At 61.3% G+C, this 13,929-nt stretch carries 10 protein-coding genes; 3 read left to right on the top strand and 7 right to left on the bottom strand.

The window, feature by feature from the left end; translation table 11 throughout:
- The first annotated feature begins 14 nt into the window (after positions 1–14).
- On the top strand, positions 15–1,793 hold the full coding sequence (gene treZ, locus OHL11_RS11290) for a malto-oligosyltrehalose trehalohydrolase (RefSeq protein ID WP_263371608.1): 1,779 nt from the start codon (positions 15–17) through the stop codon (positions 1,791–1,793).
- Positions 1,794–1,817: 24 nt separating this feature from the next.
- Positions 1,818–2,366: an NUDIX domain-containing protein gene (locus OHL11_RS11285; protein ID WP_263371607.1), complete on the top strand. Its 549-nt coding sequence runs from the start codon at positions 1,818–1,820 to the stop codon at positions 2,364–2,366.
- 84 nt (positions 2,367–2,450) lie between these two features.
- Here OHL11_RS11285 and OHL11_RS11280 read toward each other — a convergent pair whose 3' ends face one another.
- The 5 genes from OHL11_RS11280 to OHL11_RS11260 all read right to left on the bottom strand — a co-directional run bounded on the left by OHL11_RS11280 (position 2,451) and on the right by OHL11_RS11260 (position 10,062).
- Complete coding sequence (locus tag OHL11_RS11280; RefSeq protein WP_263371606.1) at positions 2,451–4,514, bottom strand: hypothetical protein; 2,064 nt, start codon at positions 4,512–4,514, stop codon at positions 2,451–2,453.
- A 245-nt stretch (positions 4,515–4,759) separates the two neighbouring features.
- Entirely contained in the window at positions 4,760–5,986 is a 1,227-nt protein-coding gene (locus OHL11_RS11275; protein WP_263371605.1) for a vWA domain-containing protein, read from the bottom strand.
- Between the two features lie 112 nt (positions 5,987–6,098).
- On the bottom strand, positions 6,099–8,624 hold the full coding sequence (locus OHL11_RS11270) for an NHL repeat-containing protein (protein ID WP_263371604.1): 2,526 nt from the start codon (positions 8,622–8,624) through the stop codon (positions 6,099–6,101).
- A 146-nt stretch (positions 8,625–8,770) separates the two neighbouring features.
- Positions 8,771–9,361, bottom strand: coding sequence for a hypothetical protein (locus tag OHL11_RS11265; RefSeq protein ID WP_263371603.1), 591 nt, complete (start codon positions 9,359–9,361; stop codon positions 8,771–8,773).
- A 26-nt stretch (positions 9,362–9,387) separates the two neighbouring features.
- Entirely contained in the window at positions 9,388–10,062 is a 675-nt protein-coding gene (locus OHL11_RS11260) for a class I SAM-dependent methyltransferase (RefSeq protein WP_263371602.1), read from the bottom strand.
- Between the two features lie 122 nt (positions 10,063–10,184).
- Between OHL11_RS11260 and OHL11_RS11255 the strand changes: the two genes are divergently transcribed.
- Positions 10,185–10,949 (top strand): BPL-N domain-containing protein, encoded by a 765-nt coding sequence (locus tag OHL11_RS11255; RefSeq protein ID WP_263371601.1) that lies wholly within the window; start codon positions 10,185–10,187, stop codon positions 10,947–10,949.
- Between the two features lie 80 nt (positions 10,950–11,029).
- Here the strand turns inward: OHL11_RS11255 and OHL11_RS11250 are convergent, their stop codons facing one another.
- Together OHL11_RS11250 and OHL11_RS11245 are read right to left on the bottom strand one after the other, a co-directional pair.
- On the bottom strand, positions 11,030–12,103 hold the full coding sequence (locus OHL11_RS11250) for an alginate lyase family protein (protein WP_263371600.1): 1,074 nt from the start codon (positions 12,101–12,103) through the stop codon (positions 11,030–11,032).
- Between the two features lie 138 nt (positions 12,104–12,241).
- Complete coding sequence (locus tag OHL11_RS11245) at positions 12,242–13,807, bottom strand: sigma 54-interacting transcriptional regulator (protein WP_263371599.1); 1,566 nt, start codon at positions 13,805–13,807, stop codon at positions 12,242–12,244.
- Positions 13,808–13,929 lie beyond the last annotated feature (122 nt).

Raw genomic sequence — 13,929 nt, 5'->3', positions numbered from 1 at the left:
GAAGGAGACCTTGGATGCATAAGTTTGGAGTATGGGCGCCGAAGGCGCAGAAGATGTCTGTGCGCGTTGGGGATCAGACGCTTCCCATGCAGGGGCAGAATCGTCGTGGTTGGTGGACGCTTGAAGTGGACTGCAATTGCGGTGATCGATACGCGTATCTGATCGATGACGACACGACTCCATATCCTGATCCGCGAGCGCTGCGTCAGCCAGACGGCGTGCACGGCATGTCGGAGCTGTACGATCACAGCCGTTTTGAGTGGCACGATCAGTTGTGGCGCGGATCGCCGAAGTCTGGCGCGATCATCTACGAGATGCACATTGGAACCTTTAGCGAAGAAGGCACCTTTGCAGGAGCCATCAAGCATCTTGATTACCTCGCCGATCTCGGTGTGACCCATCTCGAGCTGTTGCCCGTGAACCAGTTCGCAGGAGATCGCGGCTGGGGTTATGACGGTGTCTCGTTGTTTGCCGTGCAGGAGTCTTACGGCGGCCCCGATGGGCTGAAGCGCTTCGTTGACGCCGCACACGCAAAGGGCCTCAGCGTGATCATGGATGTCGTCTATAACCACTTCGGCCCGGTAGGCAACTACACGACGAAGTTCGCGCCTTATTTGACGGATCGCCATCGCACTCCGTGGGGAGACGCGGTGAATCTTGACGGCGCAGGCTCGGATGAAGTGCGGCGCTTCTTCTGCGATAACGCGCTCATGTGGCTGAAGGATTACCACATCGATGGCCTTCGTCTGGACGCTGTTCATGCCTTCATCGATCACTCTGCGGAGCACTTTCTGGAGCAGGTATCCGAGGAAGTTGAACGTCTCGGTGCGACGCTGGGCCGCGAGTTCTACCTGATCGCAGAGAGCGACTTGAATGATCCGAAGATCATCCGTCCGAAGGAAGCACACGGTTACGGCATGGACTCGCAATGGAGCGATGACTTCCATCACTCGCTCTTCACGCTGCTCTACCAGAACCCAAAGGAAGCAGGCTACTACAGCGACTTTGGCTCGATGGCAGATCTGCACAAGGCCTTAAAGCATGCGTTTGTGTACGACGGTGGATACTCGGGCTATCGTCAGCGTCGTCATGGGCGCCCGGTAGAGGCACTGAGTGCGCACCACTTCGTGCACTTCGATCAAAATCATGATCAGGTGGGGAACCGTGCGTTCGGTGAGCGCATTGAGCACCTCATCGGCATGGACGCTGCAAAGGTTGCCATCGGTATCGTGCTGATGGCGCCGTACATCCCGATGCTCTTCATGGGGGAAGAGTGGGCGACGAGTGCGCCGTTCCTCTACTTCGCAGACCACGAAGATGAAGACATGCGCCGCGCAGTTGCAGAAGGTCGCAAGAACGAGTTTGCCGACTTCGGCTATGGCGGCGATGTGCCGAACCCTGAAGATATGAGCACGTTCAACGACTCCAAGCTGCGCTGGCAGGAGATTGGCGAAGGAAAACATGCCGAGATGCTCGCGTGGACGAAGTCGCTGATCGCGCTGCGTCGCTCGTCGGTCTGCCTGAACGACGGCAATATGCATCGGCTGCGGGTTTCCTCCGATGATGTCAACCTCTGGCTGATGATGCAGCGCGATGAGTTTCGCATCATGGTGAACATGGGCAACGCTCCGTGGAATCTGCAGTTGCTGGATGGTGAAGATCTTGCGCTGAGCTCTCGCGAGGGACTGGCTGTGGACAACGGATGGATCGTGCTCCCGCCGATGTCACTGATCGTACTGCAGTCTTCGACGGAAGAAGTGGAAGACCGCGAGGTTGCAGCGCGTCCGGCCTGAGATACTTGTCTCGTGGAGGCCGCTTTGCTGAAGACGATTAGCAGTCGTGAGGTGTATCGCAACCCTTGGTGTACGGTGCGCGAGGATGTGACGGAACGGCCTGACGGCACACGCGGCATCTATGGCGTGATGGACAAGCCTCAGGCCTGCATCGTCGTGCCTATCGAGCATGCGGCGGATGGCGACTATGTGTGGCTGGTTCATCAGTACCGCTACACGGTAGGAGCCTCGTTCTTCGAGTTGCCGCAAGGGGGTTGGGAGTCCGATGATATCGACCCCGAGGAGCTTGCCCGAGGGGAACTGCGCGAGGAGACCGGGATGTCAGCCGGGCGCATGACGCTCATCGGTAAGAACTGGATCGCCTATGGCGCGATGCGGCAGTTGCACTCGGTGTATCTGGCCGAAGAGCTCGTGCCGGGCGAGACCGATCGTGACGCCGAGGAGTGGGACATGACGGTACATCGCGTTGCTGTCAGCGACTTCGAGGCAATGATTCTCGACGGTCGCGTGATGGATAACTGCTCGATCGCTGCCTGGGGGATGTATCGTTTGTGGCGCGAGCAACGTGGTTAGATTCATGTTCCAAACCCTGACGCAGAAATGCAAAGAGAAACGCCCTGCCGAAGCAGGGCGTTTCTCTTTGTTGCTGGTTGAGAGTTAGGGACGCGAACCGATCTTCTGGTACGAACGCTGACCCCATGCCGGAGCTGCGGTGCCGATGATCTGAACGATGTTGCCGTTCGCAACGGTTGCGCTGGGGTTCGAAATCCAGATGCTGCCCGTGGCATCGACTTCAGCGTTACGCGAAGCCGCTACACGCTGACCTGCCGTGAGACAGGCCGTGCCGGTGTTGCCGGTGCATGGAACCAGGTACACGAAGCTGTGCGTTCCGGGGAAGTACTGGTAGACCACGTTCTGGCCGTTGTCAGGAAGGAAGATGTTGCCATCGCCGTCCTGCGCATGGAAGCGTGCGCTGGTTGCAGCCTTTGTCGCGCCCGTACCGCTTCCGCCGATGCCCGAGATGGCGTAGACGCCAGCTGCGGTGGTCTGACCGGGAACGATCGAGTAGAGCGTCGACAAGCCATTTACCCACGTGTTGCCGGCAGCGTCAAAGGAGATGCCGTAAGCCGAGCTGGTGGCGCCGCCCGTTGCCAGTACCGGCGAAGCGAGCGTCGGGGTGGCGCCGGTGGAGGTGTTCTGAATGTAAGAAGCCTGCACGTTCGAGGTGTTGTAGTTGGCGTTCCACACGCTGCCGTCAGCCGCCACCGTGATGTACTCGGGGGTCGCCTGAGTTTCCGATGCGACAGCCGCAAACGTGGAGGAGCCAGCAGCCTTCATGAAGACATTGGGGCCGGTCACGAGAGCGGAGGTGACGTAAACGTTGTTGTACTTATCGACGGCCGCAGAGTTGGCTGCCGTGCTGACAGCGGTGGTGTTCACCAGCGAACCATTGGAGGTGCTGATCTGGTAAACGTTGCTCGCGGTGGAGACCGTGTTCGCCAGCCAGATGTTGCCAACCGTATCCACGCCTGCTTCGCAAGGCGAGGCTGCTGCACAACCGATAGCAGAGATGATCGGACCCTGGTAGCTCGCGCCGCCGTAGGGGCTCAACGCATCGATGCGCGTGTTACCTGCGCCGCTGCTTGCCGTCTGTGCCATCGTGTAGGTGGTGTCGTTGATGTCCGTTACGGTGTAGAAGCCGTACTGATAGGTGGTGCCGCTTACGGGACCCTGGTAGGCGATCGCCATCGAGTAGTCCGAGGGAACCGTTGCGAGGCTAGGCGTGTAGTAGGTGAAGCCGCTGGCCAGAGCAAAGGTTGCCGAGACGTTTGCCGGAGTAAGCGTCGGGTACTTGGCAAGGTTGAGAACAGCCTGCAGCGTGTTCGTCGGGGTCACCGGCGAAACAGCCGAGGTCGTCGGAGGGGTCGTTGCGGTGAAGAGCTTGCCGCAGTTCGTGCTGTCTCCAGCCGCGCCACCGGTCGAGTTTACGCAGGACATCAGAATGTTGCTGAGGGTGTTGATCAGCAGCGTCGGAACCGTCGACGACGTGTTGCCCGGAATGGTGGTGTAAGCCATGCCTGTCGGGGTGCTCGAGCCATCGGCGGAAACCGAGTTCACAAGGTTCAGCGCGTTCATGAACGCGTGACGGAGACCCGCTGCGGTGCAGGTCGAAAGGCCCGTGGTCGAGTTGACCACGCACGTGCCGGTCTGTGCATTGTTGGTCGACGGAGCAGAGACGTGAACGCCTGCGGTATCCACGCTCATGAAGTTGCTGAGCGCGTAGCCAGCGGCAACGGTCGTCGCTTCGTTGATGTAGATGCTGGTTGCCGTCGAGATGCCGGAGCAGTCGCCGAGAGCGGCCATCAGCGTGATGTTCGGGTTGCTCTGGCCTGCGCCGAGGCCGGGGTTACCGCCGGTCACGACGATGTAGGCCTGCTGGCCCGTGGGGCAAACCGCAGCGGAGTTGCCGAAATTGAAGAAGCCGAATTGATCTGTCGTCGTGGATGCGAGGACGGTTCCGCCGGTGCCGTAGGCTGCCGTGGTCGTTGCGTACAGCGTGATGCTCGCATTGGCGTCGCCTTGCGGGCCGCCGTGCACGGTGCCGCTCACGTTCGCGATGGAGTTCGAAGCGGTGGTGGAGCTGCCCATGCCGCAGCCAGAGAGAAGTACAGACGCCGATGCGGCTAGACCAGCCAACATCAGCACACGCGAACGAGACAAGAGAGAGGTCATTACGGTCCCCTGAGGAGAAAAATTCTGAATAGCCCAGACACACCGACAGAAAATCCATCGGCGAACAAAAATGCTTGGTGACAAATATGATGCTTGTTGCGAGTAAGATATCGCCTTACGCCGGAAATAAATCCTGAAAAATAAAAAAGCTCTCATTTTATTGAGTCGCCGCGCGATGTAGTTCGCTGTCCAGCGACCCTATGAGAGCCTTTTCGGATTTCAATGGAGAACGACTAGTTGACGTGTTTGGAACGGCGGCTCATGAAGTCCATGAGCAGATAGTTGCCGAGCGTCTGAGGCGTCGTGAAGTAGGCCTTGCCGCGACACATGGCGGAAACCTGGCGAACGAACTGGACGAGCGGGAAGTCATCCGTGAGCATGAAGGTGTTGATCATGATGTTCGCGCGCTTGCAGCGGCTGACTTCTTCGAGCGTTTCGGCGATGACGATGGGGTCGAGCCCAAAGGCGTTCTTATAGATGCGACCGTCGTCGAGCGTCAGTGCCGAGGGCTTGCCGTCCGTGATCATGACGATCTGCTTCATGTCCTTGGCCGAGCGCTTGAGGATGCGTTGGGCGACGCGGAGGCCTTCGCGGGTGTTCGTGTAGTGCGGGCCGACCTTGACGCGCGGCAGCTCGCTGATCGGGATGTGTTCCGCGGAGTCATGGAAGAGCACGAGGTCGATGGAATCGCCGGGGTACTGCGTGCGGATGAGGTGCGAAAGCGCCATCGCTACGCGCTTTGCGGGGGTGAAGCGGTCTTCGCCGTACAGGATCATCGAGTGCGAACAGTCAAGCAGCACGACGGTGGCGCAGCTTGAGTAGAAGTCCGACTGTTGCACGTGCAGGTCGGAGTACTCGAGGTTGAGCTTGCCGTCGGCGCTCATGCCTTCGCGGGCGAAGACGCTATTGAGCGTGGTGGTGATGTCGAGGTTCAGCGAATCGCCGAACTCGTAGGGCTTGGAGGAGCCGTTGGTTTCCACGCCTGCGGCCTCGAAGAGCGTGGAGTGGCGACCGGCGGAGGACTTGCCGAGCGGACCGAGCAGGTCGCGCAAAGCGTTGTAGCCGAGGAAGTCCATACCTTTGCTGGTGACTTCAAAGGTGGCAGACTCCCCTTCGCCGGTTTCGCCCTGGCCTTGCGCATCGGAAGGATCTTCGGCGGTGAGGTAGGCCTCGTCCTTCATGCGCTGGATGATCTTGTCGACGAGCTCTTCTTTGCCTTCATCGGGCAGCTCGTCGTACTTGTCCTGCGAGTCTTCGTCGAGGAGTTCGCCGCTGTCGAGCTGCTGGCGGATGGCGTCGCGCAGGTTGTCCATGGTCTGCTCTCCGTCGTTGGAGAAGGGCGAGAACGGGTCCTGGAAGCCGGAGTCGAGGAGGAAGTCGGAGAGCGCCTGCATCAGGTCGTCGAGCGCGAAGCTCGTGGACAGATCGCCGGTGAAGCGGGTGTAGCGGGTCAGTTTCATGGCGTGGCGGCTCCCTCTGTTGTTAAGCATATAGATGTCGGTGCCGCAGATGCGATGCGCACGGCAAAAGCGAAACCCCGCCGAAGCGGGGTTTCGTGTGCGAGGTCTGAGGTTACTGGGGTTTGGAGGCCAGCTTGCCCGTAGCGGCGGCCACGGAAAGCGGGGTGACGGTCGGAACTGCGGCACCGACGATCTCGGTGACGGTGGTGCCGGCGTACGCGGAGACTTCCGTGCCGGTGTTGAGCACCCAGACGTTGCCGGAGGGATCGATGCCGATGTCGCGGACTTCCTGGAAGTCATTCTTGATGAAGCCACCGCCGGTGGGGCAGCCGACGCTGGTCGTGCAGGCGCTGGCTGCGAGGGTGGTGCCGGTGGGCGAAAGCGCCGTGAAGGTCGCGGTGGTGCCGCTGCCTGCGGTGGCGATCTCGGAGATGGGGAAGTTCACCAGCGAGGTCTGGGTGCCGGTGGAGGAGAACTCGTTGCCGACCCAGACGTTTGCGGCGCCGTCGAGGGCGACTGAGCGGATGCCGTTCATACCGCCGAGGTACTGTGTCGAAGCCGAAACCGACGTGCTGGTGCTGCCGGTCGGGGTGATCTTGACCAGTTCCTTATAGGACGTGGTGCTGGTGCCGCAGCAGGTAGTACCGGTGTAGGCGTAATTATTGGAGTCCAGCGCCAGGCCGTAGGCGGTCGTCGGAGGCGTGTATTTGAAGAAGCCGTAGGTCTGCGCTGTGGCTACGCCGGTGTCGGTCGTGGAGGCGATCGACGCGGTGTAGGGGATGAGCGCCTGGAAGCTCGTGGAGGTGACGCCGGGCAGTACGAGCAGAGCCGAGTTCAAGCCAGCGCTGGTGGCACCGGAGGTGGAGAGGCCTGAGAGCACCACGCGCTGTCCTGCGGTGAAGGTGTTCGGCGCCTGGAAGGTGACCGTGGCGTACTGGCCGCCGGTGTAGGAAACCGCGTAAGAGCTGACGGTCGCGGTGTTGCTGCTGGCCGTGTAGGTGCTCTGATACGTCGCCGTAGTCGTGCTCTGCTGAACCCAGACGCGGTTCTGCGGGTCGATGGCGCTGTAGTTCGTCGTCGTGCTGGTCGTGCTGTTGAAGCCGCTGGTTCCGGCGGTCTGCAGGGTTGCCGCGTACGGTGTGGTGTTCGTCATCGGAGCCGCGAACTGCAAGAGCTGGCCGCCGGTTCCGATGTTCGTGAAGTAGATGTTGCCTACACCGTCGGAGGTGATGGTGTACGGTGCGTAAGCTGTGCCGTTGGATGCGGTGGTGCTCCAGTTCACCAGTGCAGAGCCGCCAGCGGGGAGCTCGTAGATGCCGTTGGTCGTGTTGAAGCTCGCCCAGACGTTGCCGGTGGGGTCAATCGTAAGACCACGGCCGTTGGTGGACGAGCCAAGGCAGAGCAGCGGCGAGCCGGTCGGCGAAAGCTCGACCAGGTTGGCATAGATGCCACTGGCGGACACGGCCGAGACTGCGTTGATGATCCAGATATTGCCGCTCGCATCGATGGAGGTCTTCGTGGGGCCGGCGAAGAAGGCTCCACCTGCGGAGCAAGAGCCGCTCGCGGTGTAAGTGACGCCGAGAGTCCAGTCCGAAGGCTGCGCGGAGACAACGGGTTGGAACGGCGGGGTGCTCGAAGAGAGGCTGTAGAGGCAGCCCATCGTCGTGGTGGCCGAGGGGTTCGTGCCGCAGGAGACAAAGGTGCCGAGGCTCGCTGGGTTAGTCGCCATGTAGTACGCGGCCTGCAGCGTGTCGATGGCCGTGGTGAAGGTCGCCGAAGGCTGGCTGGTGTAGCTGGCCTGCTGCGCAGGGAGTGCGTTGTTGAAGAGGTCGACGCACTGCACGCTGCTGGCGCTGGTGGTGTTGATGCACGCAGCGAGGATGTTCGCGATCGTGTTGATCTTCGCGGACTCAGGCGTAGCCGTCACGCTGACGGTGCCGGTGCCGACGCCGCCGGTAGAGCCAAAGGTCTGCGAGGTGATCGCCTGGCCGCCCGCGATGTTGACGAGGTTACCGATGCTGGCTGCAGCGTTCTTCAGGCCAAGCTGGGCTTGCGTGCCGCTCGGTGCGCCTACGGTAAAGCTGCCCGGCGTGGTGTTGCTGCCGGGGTTGATGTACTGGCCGAGTGCGAAGACGCTGCCGACCGTGCTGACCTCGTTCAAGGAGACGAAGGTGTTGGCGCTCACCGTCGAGCAGGCGCCGATGGCAGCCATCATGACCGAGGCGGCGTTGTTAGTCGAGGTCGTTCCCGTTCCCTGCGTGTTGCCGCCGACGGCGGTGATGTAGATCAGCGGATCGCCCGAAGCGGGGCACTGCCAGCTTGGCGTTGCACCGGAGCTGATCACGCCACCTGTGGTCGTGAGCTTCGTGAAGGAGAAGCCGCCTGCGCTATCCGAGTTCGCCGAGGTCGCGAGCAGCGTGGACCCTGTGCCGTAACCGCCCGAGCCTACGGAGTAGAGGCGCACCACTGCGTTATAGATAGGCTGCTGGCCACCGTGGGCGCTGCCTGTCAGCTGGATCGAGCCGCTCTGCGTGCTGAGCGAGCCGGACTGTTGCATAGAGCCAAGAGAGCAGCCGGTGAGAGTGATAGCGGTCGCTGTAAGTGCCAGCGGCAGGAGAGAGCGCAGGGAAAGACGCATGAAGTGAAACCTCGGTACAGGGGAAGTTGCTGTTAGGAAGACGCACAAGCTTCCTCCCGCACAGAGTGGATCGTCAAGCAAAGAGTGATGAATGATTTCCGAAAAATCTACGCGATGAAATCTGTCTTTGCGCGATGCAACATGCTCTAGAAATGAAAGTTACCGCACAGCGGCTCTTTGGCAAGCTGGTTCAGCCAGTCGGTGACGGCAAAGTCCACGGCGAAGTCCTGGTTGGAGGCGCGCAGCGTGGGCAGAGCCCTCAGGTAGAGGAAGTAAAAGTTGATCTCTTCGAGGTTCGCCGAGTGTATGCCCGGACTCAGGTAGCGGAACTCGCCGGGAGCGCTGCGTAGCTTCTCGAACTGTCGGGCAACTGGCTTCACCTTGCGATAGCCCAGAAATTCGAGCGTCAGCATGGTCTTTTGCGGAGGCGGCTGGACAGGATGTGCGGCGGTCGGTTTCCACGGCGGGACGAAGCCGGGATCTGCAACACCGCCCGCATTGAGGAACAGATCGAAGTGCGCCTTACCCTGCGGCGTTACGGAGCATTCGCCGACGAGCGTCGGCAGCTGCTCGTTGGGCTCAGCGGCCGGATGTGTGGTGATGGGCGGATCTGTCGGTTTCGTCAACGCGCCGTTCATGGATATGCGCACATAACGAATGCCGCTTTCGGCATCCGTGCCCTCATGCCGTCCCAGCCCTTGAGCAAGTGGCTGTTGCGCGCTGCTGGCCAAGGGCATCAGCAGCGCACCGCAGAGGATGAACTTTAGAGACGTGTACCGCATAGCACCGCGAAGGAGTTGTCCTTGTGCCAGCAGTCTACATGCGCAAAGCCTGCGTCACGCATCCACTGAAGCTGTGTGGCAATGGAGACGCGACGGTCTTCCTGCTGGCGATACAGCGAGTCGCTGACCTGCTGCTCGGTGGCGCCTTCGGCACGGATGGCCGTGAGCCAGCGTTGCTGGTAGATCGCTTCCAGCTCCGGCGTGTGGCCGGCGATGTGGTCGACGTTTATGAAGACGCCATGGGGCTTGAGCGTCTCGTAAATGCGCGCGAAGAGCCTCTGCTTCGCCTCGTCGTCAAGGTGGTGGATCGACATGGAGGAGACGACGGCGCAAGCGGACGAAGGTAGCGGATCGGCGCTATAGTCTGCGGTGATGTAGCGCAGGTTGTCGGCATCGCCGAGACGTTCGCGGGCTTGCTCAAGCATGCGCGGCGAGAAGTCGATCATGTGGAGCTGTGCGTTCGGCAACGCGCGGTGCACCATCGCGGAGAAAAGACCGGTGCCGGCGCCGAGATCCACGATGGTCTTCGCAGCGGGCGGGATCAGCGAGAGCGCGGCGGCGTACAGGCGCTGGTGGCCGGGAATAAGCTTCATACGCTCGCGATCGTAGTTGGCGGCTGTGGCTTCGAAGACGTCGAATGAGCGATTCTGTTCCATGAGGCGAGTATAAGAGTTCGGTATGGATAGCGGTGTGAGTATAAGCAGTATCAATGAGCGCATCCGCAGCGCTTACGCGTACAGTAGGAGGCAATCAACCGAAGCAAGGATGGTGTGTGTCGATGAATTGGACCAGGGGCGTACTGTTTGCGCTGAGCGCTTTTACGACCGTGTCTATGGCGCAGGAGGCCGCAAAGCCGGAGACCAAACCGATCCGCGTAGCGGTCTACGACGACAAGGGGAGCCCACGTACACCGCGTGATTTCGCACGCGTCTTCGGGGATGACACGATTCACTTTCAGCTTGCGAACGTGACCGCTGAACAGATTCGTGCGGGTGCGTTGAAGGACTTTGACGTGATCGTGCAGGGCGGCGGCGGATCGAAGTCGCAGGCCGAGCAGTTGCAGCCTGAAGGCCGCGAAGCGATTCGCGAGTTCGTGCGCAATGGCGGTGGTTACCTGGGCATCTGCGCAGGCGCGTACCTCGCGGCGTCGGACAAGGATTATCAGCTGAAGATATTGAACGCGCGTGTGGTGGATCGTGAACACTGGGCGCGTGGTCGTGGTGATGTAGAGCTTGGCTATTCGCGCGTGGGCATGGAGCAGGATGGCCAGACGAAGAACAAGCCAATCGTGATGTATCACCAGGGGCCGCTGCTGGCGCCGGATGATGCGAAGGACTTGCCGCCGTACACGATGGTCGCGCAGTTCGACAGCGAAGTGGCGCTGAAGGGCGCGCCGCATGGCGTGATGGTCGGCACCACAGCGATGGCGAGTGGGCAGTTCGGCAGCGGTCGCGTGTTCGTGATCTCACCGCACCCCGAGCAGACGCCGGGTCATGAAGACATGGTGAAGCACGCAGTAGAGTGGGTGGCGAAGCGGCGATAAGCCGCTTCACCTTTTTGCGCGGAAGACTAGCGATGCTTGCGTCGCGGTTGACGTCGTCCTTGCCCCAGAGCGTGGCGTACCTACTTTGCGGTGAAAAGTTGGAGGTTGCCGCCGACGCGTGTGACGAACGACGGCGTGGTGGCTGCGTGCGCGATAGCAGGTGGCAAGCCTGCGGTGCCAAATCGCTGCACGAAGAAGGCGGTGGCACTCATATCGCCCGGCTTGATGTCGAGCTTCTGCACGTCGTCGGTGTACGGCTTGACGAGCGTGGGATCGTCTACGGCCTTGCCGAGAAAGACGATGGCATCGCGCACTGTGCGGCCATGCGCGGAGTAGGTGAAGAGATCATCGCCTTGGCGTGATGCGAGTTGCGCGATGATGAGCAACGGTTGCAGCGCGAAGGCTTGGTAGTGGATCGCGTTCTCGTGGCGCGCCATCTCCTGCGGGAACGCGCCGCGCTGGTCGATCTCGGCGATGGCGTTCTTGTAGGCGTCGATGCCGAAGCTATAGAGCTTGCGATCGTTGGCGAGGATGCCGATGGAGGTCGCGGCCTGCGCACGCCAGTAGTGATGGTTGTTCGTGTCGCGGCCGGGGCGCTCGAAATCGATGAGCTTGTGCGCGGCTTTGTCGAGCCATGCAATGATGCGCGCGGTGGCGGCGGGATCGAGCTTCGGATCGTTGACGAGCACGGTCATCGCGACGCCGGCGGAGGCGAGCGTCCACTCGGACTGATACCAGGCTTGCGAACTCTCGCGCGGATCGTAGTCGGTGAGTGTATTGCCTTTGGCCCATGCGTCTAGCTGTGCGATCGCGCATTGAGCTTCGGCATCGTCGCCGGTGGCGAGGAAGCGGTTTGCGCCAGCGGTGACGCGGGTTTCGAAGTGGACGTAGAGTTCGGTAGCTTCATGCTCGGCGGGGTTGACGGGGCCGCTGGAGCCGTTGAGGTAGTGGCGTGGGATCTCCATGCGGCCGGTGGGTGCGGGGATGAGCGTTGATGCAGAGCAGCGGTAGAGCTTGGCGAGCACGGGCGCAAGCGCGGCGTTCTTCGCAATGATCGCGGACTGCTTTGGCACATCGACGAGCGAGGCTTTGGTGTCGAGCGCGTGGGCGGTGGTGGTCGCGAGAAGAAGTGCTGTGGCAACGGCGAGGCGCATGGGGGAAGCATACGCCTGTGGTGCTGATTCGAGTGATGAGTTCTGGGTGGCGAGCTTTGAGTGACGCAACAGAGTGCCAGAATTGAGACAAAGAGAAGAGGCTCCCGTAGGAGCCTCTCGTCGTTACTTGCTTGCGGTTTAGTTGAAGCCGCGGCGCGTGCGGTTGAAGGAGTTTTCCTTCTCCTTCTCGCGCTGGCGTTCGCCGAAGTCTGCGGCAGATTCGTTGCGGCGCTTCTTCTCGCCGGCGGTGAAGGTGCGGGCTTCGCTGCGGGAGATTTTCTTGTGCGCCGTGAGGCCTTCGAGCAGGAACTCTGCAGCGGAGACGAGCTGTTCACTCGACGCTCGCTGCTTCAGCTTCAGCGGGCCAAGGCGCTCGAAGAGGCCCTGAATCTGTTGCAACGATTTGTGGATCGCTTCGGAGGACTGCTTTTCGTTCAGCTCGATCTGTCCGCCGAGGTTGAACCACTGCTCGATCTGCTGTGTGTTCATGTCGGTGAAGTAGCTGTCGTAGACGCTGGTGATCGACTGGCGGATGATCTCGCGCATCACCTGTTCGCTGCCCTTGAGTTCGCCTTCGTACTCGAGCTCGATCTTGCCGGTGATGCCGGGCAGTGCGGTGAAGATGTCGCCGATGCGCGGCACGACGAGTGACTCGCCGTGAATGAGTGCGCGGCGTTCGGCGTTCGAAACGACAAGCTCCATCACGCTGATGGGCAGGCGCTGCGAGACGCCCGAGCGCTTGTCGACCTTCTTGTCTTCGCGTGCGGCGAAGGCGATGCCTTCAACGACCTGACGGATGTAGAAGGGGATCTCGATGTTGGAGATCGACTCTTCACCCGGTGCGTAGGTGCGTGCGGTCCAGGCTTCCTGCTCGGTGATGCTGATGGCTTCCTCGAGCGACTCGGGGTAGTGCGTCCGAATCTCGCTGCCGATACGGTCCTTGAGCGGCGTAACGATCTTGCCGCGCGCGGTGTAGTCCTCGGGGTTTGCGGAGAACATAATCGCCACGTCGAGCTGCAGGCGGACGGGATAGCCCTTAATCTGCACGTCGCCCTCTTGCATGATGTTGAAGAGCGCGACCTGAATCTTGCCGGCGAGGTCGGGCACTTCGTTGATGGCGAAGATGCCGCGGTTGGCGCGCGGGAGCAGCCCGTAGTGCATGGTGAGCTCGCTGCCGAGTTCGTGGCCGCTACGTGCTGCCTTGATGGGATCGACGTCGCCGATGAGATCGGCTACCGTAACGTCCGGGGTCGCGAGCTTTTCAACGTAGCGGTCTTCCGGCGTGAGCCACGCGATCGGGGTGTCATCGCCGAGCGAGGTGATGAGGTCGCGCGAGAACTTGCTCAGCGGCGTGTAGGGGTTGTCGCGCAGTTCGCTGCCGGCGACGTAGGGTACCTGCGGATCGAGCAGCGTGGTGACGCCGCGCAGGATGCGCGTCTTCGCCTGACCACGCAGGCCGAGCAGGATGAAGTTGTGGCGCGAGAGCAGCGCGTTCACTACATGTGGGATGACGGTGTCGTCATAACCGACGATGCCGGGGAAGAGGGACTCACCGGCCTTCGGGCCGCCGGTGGCGGTCTCGCGCAGACGCACGATCAGGTTGTCGCGAATCTCGTCTTTCACGCTGCGGTTGACGCGTTCGGGAGTGAAGCGAGGATCGGCCTTGAGCTGTCCGAGAGTGGTCGGGAGTGCGGTCTGCGACATAGGTACAAGTATAGATGTCGCGCGCGGGCGAAGGTCGCAGGCAGCCGATAGCGCGGTTCTCGGCTCTAAGCAGAGGAGCGGGCGTTGCGCGCGACCGGCGGCGTGTTTCAGGGGCCAAACAC

It is taken from the genome of Granulicella cerasi (assembly GCF_025685575.1).
In the GTDB taxonomy this organism is placed as follows: Bacteria; Acidobacteriota; Terriglobia; order Terriglobales; family Acidobacteriaceae; genus Granulicella; species Granulicella cerasi.
Note: the sequence above shows the minus strand (reverse complement) of the source record. Positions and strands in the feature narration are given on the sequence as shown.